The organism is Gudongella sp. DL1XJH-153, from assembly GCF_049310905.1.
Taxonomy (GTDB): domain Bacteria; phylum Bacillota; class Clostridia; order Tissierellales; family Tissierellaceae; genus Gudongella.
In genome coordinates this window covers 1-16506 of record NZ_JBMEMN010000006.1, presented here as the reverse complement: position 1 = coordinate 16506, position 16506 = coordinate 1, and the positions used below count along the sequence as shown (strand labels likewise).

Here is a 16506-nt window from a genome sequence, read left to right as displayed (position 1 = left end):
AACCGGAAATGGAGTGAAAAAATTGTACCTAAAAAAAGTTGAGATTCAAGGATTCAAGTCTTTTGCTGAAAAGACTGAAGTAGTCTTTAATGACAGGGTAACAGCCATTGTTGGGCCTAATGGCAGCGGCAAAAGCAATATTGCCGATGCAATAAGATGGGTTTTAGGTGAGCAAAGCGTAAAGAATCTTAGAGGCACGCGAATGGAGGATATAATATTTTCGGGAACTGAAAAGAGAAAAGCCCTTGGATACTCTGAAGTAACAATTATTTTTGACAACTCATCCGGAAAGATACCTATCGAATATAATGAGGTTGCAGTAACCAGAAGAATGTTCAGATCAGGAGAAAGTGAGTATTACATAAACAAGAATTCATGTAGGCTAAAAGATATCCGAGAATTATTTATGGATACAGGCGTCGGAAAAGAAGGTTATTCGATTATAGGGCAGGGTAAGATAGATGAAATACTATCCAATAAGCCTGAAGATAGAAGAAATATATTTGAAGAAGCTGCTGGTATAGTCAAATATAAAACGAAAAAACAAGAAGCTTTAAGAAAACTTGACAGAACTCAGGCTAACTTGACAAGATTAGGAGATCTACTATATGAAATAAAAAATCAGAAAGAAAACTTACAGCTTGAAGCTGAAAAAGCTAAAGAATTTCAAAAGTTGTATGGGCAACTAAGACGTTTGGATTCAAGTTTGTCGGTTTATGAAGTAGGAAGACTAAATAATAAGCTAGAGGATGTTGAACTTAGAAAAGAGTCTTTAAAAAATGAAAAAGAAATTATTGATGCAGATAATCTTCAAGTAGAAGAAGGCTACAATACTTTGAAGACAAGTATAGAACAGCTGGAAATTATAATTGAAGAGAAACGCACTTTAAAGATGGAAAACATACAAGAATATGAGAAATCAAAGAATCGGGTTAAGATTCTGGATGAAAGAGAGACTCATCTTCAGAAGGAAATCAAAAGATTAAGTGAAGAGATTAAAAAAGATCGAGACTTTCTGCTATCAGGAGATACCAGAATGGATTCTTCAGTGGAGGAGATCGAGAGACTAAAAAATGAATCGCATGTATTCAAGAAATACCTAAATGATAAACAAGAGGAAAGAGAAAAAATAAATCAGGAACTATCAAAACTGGAAAATGATATAGATGCACTAAAGAGACTGACAATGGAAACATACTCATCTCTATCTGATAAAAGAAGTGAAAGCAATACTATTCTTTCATTTAAGGAAAGCATAGAAACCAGACTGGATACTATTATTAACGAAAAGAATACAATTGACAAAAAACAACTAGTGTTAATATCTGAACTGGATATCAAACACAAAGAGTTGGATGAAAAGATTATTTCAAGAGATGAAATCGAGGATAAAATCAATCAAACAGAGTCTCATATCTCAAAGTGTCGAGACAAAATATCCATTGATGAAGTTAGTTTGCAAAGCTATCAAGCAGAGCTTGAAAGCTCAAGATCATCACAAAAACTATATAAAAACATGGAAAGAGAATATGAAGGCTATTACAATAGTGTTAAGTCATTAATCAAGGCCATTAATGAAGATAAAGTCTTGGGGGAAGGATTCATAGGCACAGTTGCCGATTTATTTACTGTTGATAAGAAGTATATGAAAGCTATTGAGGTTGCACTGGGTTCATCCATTCAAAATATTATTGTAAGAGACGATACCAGTGCAAGAAGATTGATAGACTATTTAAAAACAAGAAAAAAAGGAAGAGCTACATTCTTGCCTCTAAATACTATTACAGGTAGGGAAGTAAGTGTATCTGATAATGATATGAAGCAATTTAACATTATTGGTACGGCAGCCAGTATCTTAAATAATGATTCTGATTATGACCATGTATTTATGAATCTACTTGGAAGGACAATAGTTTCAAAATCTGTTGAGGATGCTTTAGGATACTCAAAAAAAACCGGATTCAAAACAAGGATTGTAACATTGGATGGAGAAATCATTAATCCAGGAGGAAGCTTAACAGGTGGAAGTACAAGTAATCAATCCATTAGCATTCTAAACAGAAAACAAACCCTTCTTGATTTAGGTGTAAAAATTGAGTCTCTTAAGCTTGATGTAGATAAATACACATCCAGTATAGATGAATTGAAAAATGAAATTGAGATTTATTCAAATGATAAAGATGCTTTGGTTCAGAGTCTTTCTAAAGTTAAGTTGAATATAACAGAAATTGAAAAAGATATTGATAATATGGATTACCAATATAAAGTTCAGAAGGAATCATTTATATCAAAAGAGAATGAAATTTCTGAGTTGCAAAATGAGTTAAATGAACTTGATATAAGAAAGAATGAACTGAATAATAGCCAGAGTCAATTAAAAAACAGTCATGATGAGCTTGAAGCAAATTTGAATCGATTACAGAAAGAATATGATAAAAAGAGAAGTGTAAAAAACATACTTGACAACGAAGTTACTGAAACAAGAATAAAACTAAATGCAATTGAAAGGACTCTTAGCAATCACAATGAAAGACTACAGGAGAATCAAAATACTATTGTTGAAACAAGGGAATCAGTATCACTAAAAGAAGAAAATCTTGAAAGGATAAAGAAGGAGATACAAGATAATACTGTTGAGAAGATGAATCTAATTGAATATATCCAGGAACAGGCAACAATCGAGGAAGAAGAATCTAGTCTTCTGAAAAAAAAGGTGCAAGATAAAGAGTCATTGATGAAAGAATTTTATCAGTTACAAGATAGACTCCGCGAATTAACTAAAAGACAGAGCACTGTTGAGAGAGAGTTGAACAAGCTGGAAGTAGATCAGGCAAAATCTCAATTACAGATTGATAACATATTGGAGAAACTTGAAAACGATTATGAATTGACACTTGAAGAAGCCGAAAAACTCTATGCAGACATAGAAGACATTCGAGGTACAAAAAAAATAATTTCTGATACAAAACAAGCTATAAAGGATTTGGGAAATGTTAATATTAGTTCAATTGAAGAATATGAAACCATTGTTGAAAGATACAATTTCCTCAATAAACAAATTATAGATTTAAATGGTGCCAAGGAAGATATTGAATCCGTAGTAAAAGGTATGGAAAAAAAGATGAGAATACAGTTTAAAAAGTCTTTTCAAGAAATCAATGAAAGATTCAGTGAAACATTTTCAGTTTTGTTTAATGGTGGGAAAGCCCGTTTGGAAATCGAAGAGGAAGATGATATTTTAACTGCAGGAATTGAAATTATGGCTCAACCTCCAGGTAAGAAGCTTCAAAGCCTAACACTTCTTTCAGGAGGAGAAAAATCACTTACTGCTGTAGCCCTCCTGTTTGCAATACTCAAAACAAAACCTTCACCATTTTGCATACTTGATGAAATTGATGCAGCACTTGATGAAGCAAATATTAGTAGATATACAGCTTATCTGAACAGCCTTGAGGACGATACGCAGTTTGTATTGATCACTCATAGAAAAACAACTATGGAGATTGCAGATGTTTTATATGGTGTTACTATGGAGGAAGAAGGGGTCAGTAGAATGATTTCTCTAAAACTCAAGGACTATGATGAAATTGCTAGTTAGGAGGAAACAATATGTTTAATTGGTTCAAAAAGGATAAAAAGGACAGGGAAGAATACAATCAAACTCTTGAGTCCCAAAATACTGCGGATGCTTTGGATGAAGAAGATGGATTCGATGAATCTGAAATATCAGAGGAAACGAATATAATTATTGATGGTACTGATGATAAGAATACAACAGATTCTGAACCTACAGGATTATTGGATAGACTAAAAAGCGGACTTTCAAAGACAAGAAAAGATATGAGTAATAAAATTGAGGATATAATTAGTGGATATAAGGGTGTTGATGATGAACTATTTGATGACCTGGAAGATGTATTGGTATCAGCTGATGTAGGAGTAAATCCAACAATGATGATCATAAACAGACTAAGGGTAAGAGTAAAGGAAGAAAGAGTCAGCGATCCAAATGAAGTAACAGGTTTACTCAAAGATGAAATCAAAAAGCTTATGCTGGAGTCGGTTCCTGACAACCAACTTAAGCTGTTGCCCCATCCGTCAGTACTCTTGGTAGTTGGAGTTAATGGAGTTGGAAAGACTACAACAATCGGTAAATTAGCATACGGTTTCAAACAGAACGGGAAGAAAGTATTGATAGCTGCTGGAGATACCTTTAGAGCAGCTGCAATAGAACAGCTTGAAGAGTGGAGTAATAGAGCAGGTGCGGAAATAATATCACATACAGAAGGTTCTGACCCTGCAGCAGTTATTTTTGATGGTATCCAGGCTGCGAAAGCAAGAAAAGCGGATATTTTGATTTGTGATACTGCAGGTAGGCTTCACAATAAATCTAATCTAATGAACGAACTGAATAAAATATTTAGAATTGTAGAAAGAGAATATGGTGAAGCAACAAAAGAAGTTCTACTGGTACTAGATGCAACCACTGGGCAAAATGCTATAAATCAAGCAAAAGTCTTCAAGGAAGTAGCAAATATAACTGGTGTAGCACTTACTAAATTGGATGGAACTGCAAAGGGTGGAGTAGCAATTGCATTACAAACTGAGCTTAAACTTCCAATTAAAATCATTGGTGTGGGAGAAAAAGTGGAGGATCTTCAACCATTTGATGCAGAGAGTTTTATAGACGCCATTTTTGAATAAGCATTGACAATTGAGAGTAAATAAAATAATATTATAGTGTCAAGGATAATGCTTGACACTATAATAAGTTGGTGATAAAATGGAGAAGCTGGTCAGAATTGGAATACTGTTTGATTTCTATGGAAAACTGTTGAGCCCTAAACAATATCAGATTATTGAGTATTATTACTCGAATGACTTGAGCTTGACTGAAATTGGAGAAGTGCTGGGAATTAGCAGACAGGGTGTATTTGATACCCTTAAGCGAGCAGAGGAAAAACTTATTAAGTACGAAGAAAAGCTAGGGCTTGTAGACAAGTTCTATGAAAGTCAAGATGCTATCCGTGAATCGAGAAACTTGGCACGGGAGATTTCGATAATTGGTGAAAAATCATCTAATGAAGAAATAAAAGAAAAGGCAAAGATGATAGAAAATCTGATTTCCGACATTTTGTTATAGGTATAGGAGGTTCCATTTTGGTATTTGAAAGTTTATCGGAAAAACTCCAGAATGCTTTGGGAAAACTCAAGGGAAAAGGGAAGATAAGCGAGAAAGATTTGGATGCTGCCCTTCGTGAGGTAAGACTGGCTTTATTGGAAGCTGATGTCAATTTCAAAGTAGTAAAGGATTTTATAAAAAAAATAAAAGAGAGAGCTCTGGGAGCGGAAGTCTTTGAGAGTTTAACGCCAGGACAACAGGTCATAAAGATTGTTAATGATGAGTTGACGTCATTAATGGGAGACAAGGAAGTAAAGCTTAATATGGCTTCAACACCACCAACCGTTATTTTAATGTGTGGACTTCAAGGTGCCGGTAAGACTACAACTTCAGGAAAACTTGCAAACAACCTAAAGAAACAAAGCAAGAGACCTTTATTGGTAGCATGTGATATCTATAGACCAGCCGCCATCAAGCAGTTGGAGGTTGTTGGTGAAAAGGTAGGCGTTCCTGTATTTTCAATGGGTGACAAACACAGTCCTGTTGATATCGCAAAAGCAGCAATGGAGCATGGCAAAAAAAATGGCAATGATGTAATAATTATAGATACAGCAGGTCGACTTCATATTGATGAGAACCTGATGAATGAAATTTCAGAAATAAAAGAAGCAACCGAGCCAGATGACATTCTACTTGTACTTGATTCAATGACAGGACAGGATGCTGTTAATGTTGCAGAAGCCTTCAACAACCAGCTAAGCATTACAGGTGTAATACTTACAAAGCTTGATGGTGATGCAAGAGGAGGTGCAGCTCTGTCGATTAGAGCTGTAACAGATAAACCGATAAAGTTTGTCGGTGTTGGAGAGAAACTTGACCAGCTTGAGCCTTTTCATCCTGACAGGATGTCTTCAAGAATCCTGGGAATGGGAGATGTTCTTAGTTTAATTGAAAAAGCGCAGGCTAATATAGATGGAAATAAAGCAATGGAACTGGAAAAGAAAATGCGAACTTCCCAGTTCACATTTGATGATTTTCTTGATCAACTTGATCAGATGAAAAACATGGGACCATTGGATGAGATACTTGGGATGATACCAGGTATGAACTCAAAGGCTCTCAAGGGTTTAAATGTAGACAACAAAGAACTTTCCAGAATAGAAGCAATAATCAAGTCCATGACCAAAAAGGAAAGAGACAACCCCGATATGATTGACAGTAGCAGAAGAAAACGTATTGCTAATGGAAGCGGGACTAACGTACAAGATGTCAATAAACTTCTTAAACAATTCAAGGAAACAAAAAAAATGATGAAGAAGTTCACTGACATGAGTAAACCATCGAAGAAAAAAGGGAAGGCAGGTTTCCCCTTTTTCTAAATAGATAATATTTTTTATTAGGAGGTGAAATATATGGCTGTAAAAATAAGACTAAGAAGAATGGGTGCTAAGAAGACTCCTTTTTATAGAATTGTTGTATCTGATTCAAGATCACCAAGAGATGGTAGATTTATTGAAGAATTAGGATATTACAATCCTCTTACCGAACCAAAAACAGTGAAAATCGACAACGAAAAAGCTGTAAAATGGCTTAAGAATGGTGCAAAACCAACTGAAACTGTTGAAAGACTTTTCAAGAATAGTGGTTTGTACGAAAATGATGAAGAAAAAACTGCAGAATAGTAACGGAGGTGCATACAATGGGTGAACTGGTAGAATTTATTGCAAAAGCACTTGTAGATAATCCTGACGAAGTCAGTGTAAATGAAGTGGAAGGATCCCAATCAATTATCATAGAATTGAAAGTTGCACCGGATGATATGGGGAAAATCATAGGGAAACAAGGAAGAATAGCGAAGGCCATCAGAACTGTTGTTAAGGCGGCTGCTATTAAGGATAACAAAAGAGTGGTTGTAGAAATCATTCAATAAACGAATCACTGGCGGGTGTTACAATGGAATACACAATAATTGGGAAAATTACAGGTACTCATGGTATCAAGGGAGACCTTAAGGTTTATCCTCTAACTGATTCTACAGAGAGGTTCTTTGATCTTGTAAAGGTTTATATCGGAGACAAGAAAATCGAGGTACAATTGAATAGTGTCAAGCTCCATAAAGGCATTGTACTCCTTCAGTTCGAAGGGTTTGAAGATATTAACAAGGTATTGAATTTCAAGGATGAGTATGTTTATGTTGATGAAGATGACAAAGTAGAACTACCTGAAAATCATTACTTTATTTCTGATTTATTAGGTTGCAGTGTTTATGACAAAATGGAATCATTGATAGGTACTATAACAGATGTTATTCAGAACTCCGCAAATGATGTTTATGTTGTAACAAATAAAAGTGGAAAAGACTATCTTATTCCAGCTGTTGAGGCTTTTGTAGTTCTAGTGGACGTAGAATCAAAAAAAATGATTGTAGACCCCATAGAAGGAATGATTGAATGAAAGTTCATGTATTAACCCTTTTCCCGGAAGTCATTGATATGCTTCGCAGTTACAGCATAGTAGGCAGAGCAATTGATTCTGGCGCAATAGACATTGAAGCAGTTAATATCAGGGATTATTCTGTAGATAAGCATAAAAGGGTCGATGATTACCCGTTTGGCGGAGGCAAAGGTATGGTTATGAAACCAGAGCCCATTTATTCTGCCATTGAAGATTGTAGAAGCTCCAATTCCAGGGTCATATATCTTTCACCACAAGGTAAAATTCTTGATCAGGCATTTGTAGGCGAATTGGCTGAAGAAGACCATCTTATATTATTAGCAGGTCATTATGAAGGGATTGACAACAGAATCATTGAAAACTACATTGATGACGAGATATCCATCGGAGACTATGTCTTAACAGGTGGTGAATTGCCAGCGATGGTATTGATTGATTCAATAAGTAGATTGATGCCAGGAGTATTGTCTTCTGAGGAATCTTACGAGATAGAATCCCATTACGAGGGTCTACTTGAATATCCTCAGTATACGAGGCCAAGAGTTTTTAATGGAAAGAAGGTTCCGGATGTGCTTTTAAGCGGAGATCATTCCAAAATAAATATGTGGAGGCAGGTTAGTGCCCTTCGCACCACCCTGATGAAGAGGCCGGATATGCTAAAAGAATTGAAAAAACCAGGGAGTCAGCTAGATTTAATGGATTCCTTGTTAAAATTAATCGGGAAAAGATAGTTGAATTGGATATAACGGTATGCTATAATACCATAGGTATGAGTAAGGACGGTCCTCTGTTATAGAATAAGAACGTCTAGGTAGAAGGGAGGATACAAAATGGATATTATCAAGATGCTTGAAGATGAACAATTAAGAAATGATCTCCCTGAGTTTAACGTTGGAGACACAGTACAAGTTCACTACAGAGTTGTTGAAGGTACTAGAGAAAGAATTCAGGTTTTCGAAGGTACGGTATTGAAAATACAGGGTGGAGGAGCTAGAGAAACCTTTACTGTAAGAAGACTTTCATATGGAGTTGGAGTAGAAAGAACTTTCCCAATTCACTCACCAAGAATTGACAAACTTGTAGTAACTAGAAAAGGTAAGGTAAGAAGAGCAAAACTGTACTACCTTAGAGACAGACAAGGTAAGTCTGCTAAAGTTAAAGAAAAAAGATTTTATTAATGGGACTGTTTCAGTCCCAATTTTTATTTAAGTGGGTGTTGAGATGAGCATGAATATAAACTGGTATCCAGGTCATATGAAAAAGACCAGAGAGTCCATTCAAAAAAATCTAAAAATGATCGATATTGTATTTGAACTTCTCGATGCCAGAATTCCGTATAGCAGTCAGAATCCGGTTATAGAGTCTGTTGTTGGGAATAAGCCTAGAATTGTTATTCTAAATAAATCTGACCTTGCTGATGGTTATGGTAATAAAATTTGGCAAGAATACTACTCAAATCGAGGGAACTCATCAATTTTGTTGAATTCGATCTCGGGAAAAGGGGTAGATGCTCTGGTTTCTGAAGCAAGAAGAATCATGGATGAAAAAAGAGTTAATAACGCAAGAAAAGGCATAATAAATCAGCCCATTCGAGCAATGATATTGGGAATTCCCAATGTAGGTAAATCAACTTTGATAAACAGCTTGTCAGGAAGAAAAGGAGCCAGAACTGGAAACAGGCCAGGTATAACCAAAACCAACCAGTGGATTAAAACCAAGGGAGGCATTGAGTTATTGGATACTCCCGGAATTCTATGGCCAAAGTTTGAAGAAGAGCAGGTAGGAATAAACCTTGCCTTTACTGGAGCTATCAAGGATGAAATTCTGGATACTGAAACATTGGCTCTAAGGTTGATTGAAAAGCTTATGAATGTAAAGCCTCAAGCGATTATTGAAAGGTACAGTATTCAACTGGAAGAAGATGCTAGTCCTTTGACAGTCATGGAAACTATAGCTGCAAAGAGAGGTTGTCTATTGAGAGCTGGAGCATTTGATTATGAAAAGGCTAGCAGAATCATTCTTGATGAATTCAGAAGGGGAATGATGGGTAGAATAACTCTTGAATACCCTAAAAAAGGAGAGTAGTATGTTTGAAATAGAACAGAAACTTTATATGGATGGTCACAAGTTTATAGCATGTATAGATGAGGTAGGCAGAGGATGTCTGTATGGAGACGTTGTCGCAGGTGCAGTAATACTTCCGTGCGGCTTCACTATTGAAGGTGTTAAGGATTCGAAAAAATTGAGTGAAAAAAAACGAGAAGAACTCTATGATGTCATCAAACAAGAAGCTATAGCATATGGAATTGGAGTGGTTGGACCGGAAGTAATCGATAGAATCAATATCAAACAAGCTACCAGATTAGCCATGAAACTCGCATTGAATAATTTAAGAGATAATGATGGCAACAAATTTACTCCATCATTTATTCTTGTAGATGCAGAGGTAATTGATTCAGAAATAACTCAAAAGGCTGTTATCGATGGTGATAATCTAGTACACGGTATTTCTGCGGCTTCTATACTTGCAAAGGTTTTCAGAGACAGAATGTGTCAAGAATGGAATCATGTTCATCCAGGATATGATCTTGCAAAGAACAAAGGTTATGGAACCAAATCACACAGGGAAGCATTAATCAAGCTAGGATCCACAGAAAGGCATAGAAAGTCTTTTTTAGGAAAAATAATGAATGAAACAAGAAAGTAGATTCTTTTCATTATTTTGCATATAAGTTAATATAAAAGTAGTAATATTTTTTTGCACTAAAATAAGGATAAATGGAAGGTTAGATAATGAACACACATATCAATACAGGGAAATTTGGAGAACAAATTGCACTTAATTATTTAACTGAGAAAGGTTACAGTGTTCTTGAAACCAATTACAGGAATAAGATCGGTGAAGTAGATATAATAGCTTATGATAATGATATACTAGCTTTTATTGAAGTTAAAACCAGGATGGGTAATGATTACGGATATGCATATGAATCTGTAAATTCCAGAAAACAGAAAAAAATAGCCAATACCAGTTTGATGTATATTCAAAAAAACAAATTATATGACGTGCAAGTGAGATTTGACGTAATTGAAGTATACCCCATGGAGAAAACATCCATTAATCATTTTGAGAATGCATTTTCATTGTAACAGACCAACTGGCAAGGGAGAGATATTATGTATTCAAAGGTCAAAACTTGTGTACTGCAGGGATTGGACGGTCATATTGTCGAAGTAGAGGTAGACCTGTCAAGAGGAATGCCCATGTTTACTATCGTTGGTTTGCCTGATGCAGCAATAAAAGAATCCAAAGAAAGAGTTAGAACAGCGATTAGAAATAGTGGTTTTGAGTTTCCTCTTAGTAGAATCACTGTCAACTTGGCTCCAGCCAATCTGAAAAAAGACGGTTCACAAATGGATATGGCGATTGCAGCAGGTATTCTTATTGCAGATGGTAGGATTCAAGAGTTTTCAACTGAGAACATTGCCTTTTTAGGAGAGTTATCACTTGATGGAACTGTGAATCCGATAGATGGGGCACTACCAATGGTGATATCGTTGAGAGAACTGGGAATAAGTCAATTCATCATTCCATATGGCAATAAAGATGAATGTGGAATAATTGAAGATGTTGAGATAATTCCAGTAAAAAACCTTACAGAGTTAGTAGAACACTTATCTGGTGAATTTGTTATTAAATCATATGTTTCAGATGATCTTGATGTTACTGATGTTTATAAACCACTATATGATTTTTCGGACATTAAAGGTCAGGAGGGATTAAAGCGAGCTATGGAAGTATCTGCAGCTGGTGCCCACAATCTATTAATTGTAGGTCCGCCTGGGTCAGGTAAGACTATGGCAGCCAGGAGAATTCCAGGAATCTTGCCTCATCTTTCGTTTGAAGAATCAATAGAAGTTACAAAGATTTATAGTATATCAGGGCTTCTTGGCAAAAGTAGACTTATGAAAGAAAGACCATTTAGAGCACCTCACCACTCATCTTCAGGAGTAGCGATCATAGGAGGAGGCAGGATTCCCAAACCAGGAGAAGTTTCTCTTGCTCACAATGGGGTATTGTTCTTTGATGAGTTGCCTGAATTTCAAAAAAGTGTGCTTGAAGTTCTGAGACAACCTCTTGAAGACGGATTTGTGCATATATCCAGAGCGAACGCTTCCTTGTCATATCCATCCGATTTTATGTTTGTTGCCAGCATGAATCCATGTCCATGTGGATACTATGGTGATCCTTTACATCAATGTACATGCAGTCAAAATCAGATAGACAGATATTTGGGTAAAATAAGTCATCCGTTGCTTGATAGAATTGATCTGCATATTGAAGTGCTGCCTGTTAAGTACGAGGAGCTCAATACAGATCTTCCATCCAAATCTTCAGATGAGATGAGAAAATCCGTTTCTGTAGCTCGAGAAATCCAAAAAGAAAGATTTTCGGGATTAAATCTATATACCAACTCACAGATGGGTAATAAAGAGATTAAACGTTTTTGCAAATTAACAGCTTCCAGCGAGAGAATAATGAAAAGTGCATTCGATAAACTAAGATTCAGTGGAAGAACCTATAATAAAATCTTAAAAGTTGCCAGAACACTAGCTGACTTAAATGAGTCTGAGAGTATAGATGACAAACACCTGCTGGAGGCAATCCAATACAGAAGTCTGGATAAAAAATATTGGGGGTAGTGTATGGACCAGGATAGGAACACATTAATATGGCTTAATAGTCTTGGTATTCACAGTGATGTAATTAATCAGCTAATAGCATATCTGGGAGATATTACAGAAATACATAACATTGAACCTAAGGAATTACATAATTTAGGCTTACTAACCAATAATGCATTAAATATAGTAAGAAAGTCAGATTACAAAACCAGTATAGAGATTTTTCTGGAAAATTTACAAAAAATGAGCGTTGATGTAATAACATTCTTAGATGATGATTTTCCAAAGGAGCTTCTGTGTATACCTGATAGACCTGTGGTTTTGTACAAAAAAGGCCTTATCTTTCCAAATAATCAACTTGCGATTGGAATAGTAGGGTCAAGAAAAGCAACTCATTACGGTAAGTGGGCTGCAGAAAAATTCACCAGAGAATTAGTACAGATGGGAGTTACCATAGTAAGTGGCATGGCAGTTGGAATAGATACCGTAGCCCATCGTACTGCTCTTGAACATTCTGGAAGAACAATTGGTGTCTTAGGGAATGGATTGGATACGGTATATCCAAAATCAAATAAAAACCTTTATGATAATGTAATAGATAATGGTTGTTTGATCAGTGAATTTCCACCAGGCACGCAACCTTATAATTTTCATTTTCCTATGAGAAATAGAATTATCTCAGGTTTAAGCCTTGGAATAATAGTTATTGAGGCACAGCAGAGATCAGGTTCTCTAATCACTGCTCATCACGCGCTTGCACAAGGTAAAGATGTTTTTGCTCTTCCAGGGAATATCAACAGTGTTTATAGTCAAGGAACAAATCTGCTTATCAAGGATGGAGCTAAACCGCTACTTGACATGGATGATATACTGGAAGAGGTAAGCGAACTAAAGACCTTGCAAAATTCTATAAATGTTAATAAACTGGATAATATGGACTTAAGCGAAACTGAAAATAAGATACTGGAGTATCTAAAAGAAGGACCAATTCACAGTGACTTAATCGTCTTGAATTCAGGATTGGATATACAAACTGTGGTCAGTACTCTTACTATTTTGGAATTGAAAGGAATAATTAAGGAAATGAGCAGCAGGATATTTACTATTGTTTAGTAACTTGAATGCTTCGGAGGTGTAATCATTGTCGAAATATTTAGTAATAGTCGAGTCACCGGCTAAAGCAAAAACCATAAGTAAAATTCTAGGGAGAAACTATAAAGTAGTTGCTTCAGTTGGCCACGTAAGGGATCTTCCAAAGAGTCGCCTTGGAGTTGAAATTGAAAATGACTTCGAACCTGATTATATAAATATCAGAGGAAAGGGTCCTCTGATAAAGGATTTAAAGAAAGAGGCCAAAAAGGCTGACAAGGTTTTTTTAGCAACTGACCCTGACAGAGAAGGAGAGGCCATATCCTGGCATCTTGCATACATTTTAGGATTGGATGAAAATGATAAATACAGGGTTGAGTTTAATGAAATCACAAAGGAAAGAATAAAGCAGGCTATTAAGAGTCCCCGAAATCTGGACAAAAATCTTGTGGATGCTCAGCAGGCTAGAAGAATTCTGGACAGACTGGTGGGTTATAAGATTAGTCCGTTGCTTTGGAAAAAGATTAAAAAAGGCTTAAGTGCAGGCAGAGTACAATCAGTTGCTGTTAAGCTAATTTGTGACAGAGAATCGGAAATAGATGAATTCATACCTGTTGAGTACTGGACCATAAAGGCTCTTCTAAATAAGGATGATCAGCAATTTGAATCAAATTTTTACGGGTTTGATAATAATGGCAAAGATAAAAAACATGAAATTAACACTAAGGACGAATCAGACAAAATTCATAAAGAATTAAAATTAAATGATTTTGTTGTAAATGAAGTTAAGAAAGGTAAAAGAAAAAGAAAGCCTTATCCACCCTACACAACCAGTACAATGCAGCAGGATGCATCAAAAAAACTTGGGTTTTCTACAAAAAAAACCATGATGGTTGCGCAGCAGCTTTACGAAGGAATAGATTTGAAAAAAGTTGGAATAACAGGTTTAATAACATATATGAGAACTGATTCAACCAGAGTTTCAAATGAAGCCATGGGTTCTGCTAAAAAACATATTGAGAAATATTTTGGAGAGGAATTCAGTAATGGTGGCAGAAGCTATAGCAATAAGTCAAAGAAAGAGACCCAGGATGCTCATGAAGGAATAAGACCAACCTACATTGAATACTCTCCTGAGGCAATTAAGGAATACCTTAATAAAGACCAAAACAAGCTATACAAAATGATATGGAGTAGATTTATGGGTTCCCAAATGAAGGAAGCTCTTTATGATACTCTTAATGTTAGAGTATTGAATGGAAAGTATGTATTCCGATCTACTGGATCACAGTTGATTTTCCTTGGGTTTTTGAAGATTTATTCAACCACCGATGAGGAAGTTTCAGATATGTCACTTCCATCAATGCTTAAAGATGATATTCTTAAACTTGATAAATTGGAGCCAAAACAAAACTTCACTCAGCCTCCTGCAAGGTTTACAGAGGCTTCTCTTATAAAACTAATGGAGGAGATGGGTATTGGAAGGCCAAGTACCTATTCACCTACAATTTCAACAATCTTATCAAGAGGTTATGTCGTATTGGATAAGAAATCGTTTAATCCAACCGAATTAGGCTTACTGGTAAATGATCTTCTAACAGAATACTTTAAACATGTTGTTAATGAAAAATTCACTGCAAATCTTGAAAATGAATTGGACGATATAGCTTCTGGAAATATTTTATGGAAAGAAGTTGTCAGAGAGTTTTACAAAGATTTTCAAAAAGAACTTAAGATAGCAGAGGAAGAAATAGATAAAATTGAGATTGAAGATGAAGTAAGTGACATTCTGTGTGAAAAATGTGGTAGGAACATGGTTGTTAAGCATGGACGTTTTGGTAAATTTCTTGCGTGCCCTGGTTATCCTGAGTGCAAGAACACAAAACCAATAGTAGACAAAATAGATGTACCTTGTCCTTCATGTGGTGGTGATGTTGTAAGGAAAAAATCCAAAAAAGGTCGCGTGTTTTATGGATGTAATAATTACCCTGATTGCGACTTTGTATCATGGGATGAGCCTGTGAAGGAAAAATGTCCAGACTGTAATGGTCCAATGGTAATTAAAAAATCGAAGAGTAAGACTACGATAAAATGTATTGATTCAAGTTGTGGCTATAGTAAAACTATTTAAATAAATCAATAAAAACAACTGTACATTTTCCCTTAAATGTAGTATCTTATATATAAATGGCGAATATTCTGAATTATTTCAAGAATAAATAATCTAGTAGGGGGAAAATATGGAGAGTTTGTTAAAAAAAACCAGAAGACTGAATAAGACTTTACAAAGTTATGGATCACAGCCTGTATCATTTTCTGATTTAAGTAAGATTTTATCCGATATACTGGAGGCAAATGTATATATTGCCAGCAGGAAAGGTCGAGTATTGGGTTATGCTTTATCTGATGGATTTGAATGTGACATAATTAATTCAGAAGTAGTAAGAGATAGAAGATTTCCAAAGAAGTATAACGAAGAACTACTGAAGGTATTGGAAACCAGCGAGAATATCAAGGAAGTTACAGATTGCGTGTTTGATAATGTTTCAGAATGTGATTATCCTGACAAGATTTCAACTGTTGTACCAATAAATTCAGGTGGCAATAGACTTGGCACTCTTCTAGTTGCAAGATTTGGCAAGGAATTCACCGTTGAAGACCTTATTCTTTGTGAATACAGTGCAACGGTAGTTGGGATGGAGATTCTAAGAGCTACCACTGAGGAAATCGAAGAAGACGCTAGAAAAAAATCTATTGTTCAAATGGCAATAGGAACTCTTTCTTACTCAGAGAAAGAGGCAATGGAGCATATCTTCCACGAATTGGATGGGATGGAAGGGCTACTAGTTGCAAGCAAGATTGCTGATAGAGTTGGAATAACCAGATCAGTTATAGTAAATGCTTTGAGAAAATTTGAAAGTGCTGGAGTTATTGAATCAAGATCGCTTGGAATGAAGGGAACACACATTAAGATTCTAAACGAAAAACTACTAGATGAACTTAATATTAAGTAAATTCTCAGACACTCAATTCGAGTGTCTGATTTATGAGTACAGTATGATTAACAAGAAAAAAATATGTCAATAACTTTTGAAAATGTCAGTAAAAACTAGTCTAATTATCTTTTGAAAATGTCAGTAGATAATTAAGTGGTT

16 protein-coding genes are annotated in these 16506 nt (G+C 35.6%); all 16 read left to right on the top strand.

From position 1 onward, the window contains the following. Window positions 1–22 precede the first annotated feature (22 nt). The 16 genes from smc to codY all read left to right on the top strand — a co-directional run bounded on the left by smc (window position 23) and on the right by codY (window position 16365). Window positions 23–3598, top strand: a complete 3576-nt coding sequence (smc, locus tag ACOEN1_RS04070) for a chromosome segregation protein SMC (protein ID WP_422485163.1) — start codon at window positions 23–25, stop codon at window positions 3596–3598. An 11-nt stretch (window positions 3599–3609) separates the two neighbouring features. Continuing rightward, complete coding sequence (gene ftsY / locus ACOEN1_RS04065; RefSeq protein WP_422485162.1) at window positions 3610–4704, top strand: signal recognition particle-docking protein FtsY; 1095 nt, start codon at window positions 3610–3612, stop codon at window positions 4702–4704. A gap of 79 nt (window positions 4705–4783) precedes the next feature. Beyond that, on the top strand, window positions 4784–5143 hold the full coding sequence (gene ylxM / locus ACOEN1_RS04060) for a YlxM family DNA-binding protein (RefSeq protein ID WP_422485161.1): 360 nt from the start codon (window positions 4784–4786) through the stop codon (window positions 5141–5143). 17 nt (window positions 5144–5160) lie between these two features. Then, window positions 5161–6501, top strand: a complete 1341-nt coding sequence (gene ffh / locus ACOEN1_RS04055; protein WP_422485160.1) for a signal recognition particle protein — start codon at window positions 5161–5163, stop codon at window positions 6499–6501. 33 nt (window positions 6502–6534) lie between these two features. Further along, window positions 6535–6804 carry a 30S ribosomal protein S16 gene (gene rpsP / locus ACOEN1_RS04050; RefSeq protein ID WP_422485159.1) on the top strand — a complete coding sequence of 90 codons (270 nt, stop codon included), beginning with the start codon at window positions 6535–6537 and terminating at the stop codon, window positions 6802–6804. 17 nt (window positions 6805–6821) lie between these two features. Continuing rightward, window positions 6822–7052: a KH domain-containing protein gene (locus ACOEN1_RS04045; protein WP_409227457.1), complete on the top strand. Its 231-nt coding sequence runs from the start codon at window positions 6822–6824 to the stop codon at window positions 7050–7052. A gap of 23 nt (window positions 7053–7075) precedes the next feature. Beyond that, window positions 7076–7576, top strand: coding sequence for a ribosome maturation factor RimM (gene rimM, locus ACOEN1_RS04040; protein ID WP_422485158.1), 501 nt, complete (start codon window positions 7076–7078; stop codon window positions 7574–7576). Beyond that, window positions 7573–8307: a tRNA (guanosine(37)-N1)-methyltransferase TrmD gene (gene trmD / locus ACOEN1_RS04035; protein WP_422485157.1), complete on the top strand. Its 735-nt coding sequence runs from the start codon at window positions 7573–7575 to the stop codon at window positions 8305–8307. The genes rimM and trmD overlap by 4 nt, the downstream gene beginning before the upstream one ends. A 99-nt stretch (window positions 8308–8406) precedes the next feature. After that, the gene (rplS, locus tag ACOEN1_RS04030; RefSeq protein WP_422485155.1) at window positions 8407–8754 is read left to right on the top strand and encodes a 50S ribosomal protein L19; all 348 of its coding nucleotides are present in this window, start codon (window positions 8407–8409) and stop codon (window positions 8752–8754) included. 49 nt (window positions 8755–8803) lie between these two features. Then, window positions 8804–9661 (top strand): ribosome biogenesis GTPase YlqF, encoded by an 858-nt coding sequence (gene ylqF, locus ACOEN1_RS04025; RefSeq protein WP_422485259.1) that lies wholly within the window; start codon window positions 8804–8806, stop codon window positions 9659–9661. Window position 9662: 1 nt separating this feature from the next. Next, on the top strand, window positions 9663–10283 hold the full coding sequence (locus tag ACOEN1_RS04020) for a ribonuclease HII (RefSeq protein ID WP_422485154.1): 621 nt from the start codon (window positions 9663–9665) through the stop codon (window positions 10281–10283). Between the two features lie 86 nt (window positions 10284–10369). Beyond that, on the top strand, window positions 10370–10726 hold the full coding sequence (locus ACOEN1_RS04015; protein WP_422485153.1) for a YraN family protein: 357 nt from the start codon (window positions 10370–10372) through the stop codon (window positions 10724–10726). 27 nt (window positions 10727–10753) lie between these two features. Beyond that, window positions 10754–12280 carry a YifB family Mg chelatase-like AAA ATPase gene (locus ACOEN1_RS04010; protein WP_422485152.1) on the top strand — a complete coding sequence of 509 codons (1527 nt, stop codon included), beginning with the start codon at window positions 10754–10756 and terminating at the stop codon, window positions 12278–12280. A gap of 3 nt (window positions 12281–12283) precedes the next feature. Beyond that, window positions 12284–13375 carry a DNA-processing protein DprA gene (gene dprA / locus ACOEN1_RS04005; RefSeq protein ID WP_422485151.1) on the top strand — a complete coding sequence of 364 codons (1092 nt, stop codon included), beginning with the start codon at window positions 12284–12286 and terminating at the stop codon, window positions 13373–13375. 28 nt (window positions 13376–13403) lie between these two features. Beyond that, window positions 13404–15482, top strand: a complete 2079-nt coding sequence (gene topA / locus ACOEN1_RS04000; RefSeq protein WP_422485150.1) for a type I DNA topoisomerase — start codon at window positions 13404–13406, stop codon at window positions 15480–15482. A gap of 109 nt (window positions 15483–15591) precedes the next feature. Next, a complete protein-coding gene (gene codY, locus ACOEN1_RS03995) occupies window positions 15592–16365 on the top strand; it encodes a GTP-sensing pleiotropic transcriptional regulator CodY (protein WP_422485148.1) in 774 nt (257 codons plus the stop codon). Window positions 16366–16506: the final 141 nt, after the last annotated feature.

Bases quoted from the DNA above. Each gene is read 5' to 3' on its own strand.
- ftsY (WP_422485162.1), top strand. From the start codon at position 3,610: ATGTTTAATTGGTTCAAAAAGGATAAAAAGGACAGGGAAGAATACAAT.
- ylxM (WP_422485161.1), top strand. From the start codon at position 4,784: ATGGAGAAGCTGGTCAGAATTGGAATACTGTTTGATTTCTATGGAAAA.
- rpsP (WP_422485159.1), top strand. From the start codon at position 6,535: ATGGCTGTAAAAATAAGACTAAGAAGAATGGGTGCTAAGAAGACTCCT.
- ACOEN1_RS04045 (WP_409227457.1), top strand. From the start codon at position 6,822: ATGGGTGAACTGGTAGAATTTATTGCAAAAGCACTTGTAGATAATCCT.
- rimM (WP_422485158.1), top strand. From the start codon at position 7,076: ATGGAATACACAATAATTGGGAAAATTACAGGTACTCATGGTATCAAG.
- trmD (WP_422485157.1), top strand. From the start codon at position 7,573: ATGAAAGTTCATGTATTAACCCTTTTCCCGGAAGTCATTGATATGCTT.
- rplS (WP_422485155.1), top strand. From the start codon at position 8,407: ATGGATATTATCAAGATGCTTGAAGATGAACAATTAAGAAATGATCTC.
- ylqF (WP_422485259.1), top strand. From the start codon at position 8,804: ATGAATATAAACTGGTATCCAGGTCATATGAAAAAGACCAGAGAGTCC.
- ACOEN1_RS04020 (WP_422485154.1), top strand. From the start codon at position 9,663: ATGTTTGAAATAGAACAGAAACTTTATATGGATGGTCACAAGTTTATA.
- ACOEN1_RS04015 (WP_422485153.1), top strand. From the start codon at position 10,370: ATGAACACACATATCAATACAGGGAAATTTGGAGAACAAATTGCACTT.
- ACOEN1_RS04010 (WP_422485152.1), top strand. From the start codon at position 10,754: ATGTATTCAAAGGTCAAAACTTGTGTACTGCAGGGATTGGACGGTCAT.
- dprA (WP_422485151.1), top strand. From the start codon at position 12,284: ATGGACCAGGATAGGAACACATTAATATGGCTTAATAGTCTTGGTATT.
- codY (WP_422485148.1), top strand. From the start codon at position 15,592: ATGGAGAGTTTGTTAAAAAAAACCAGAAGACTGAATAAGACTTTACAA.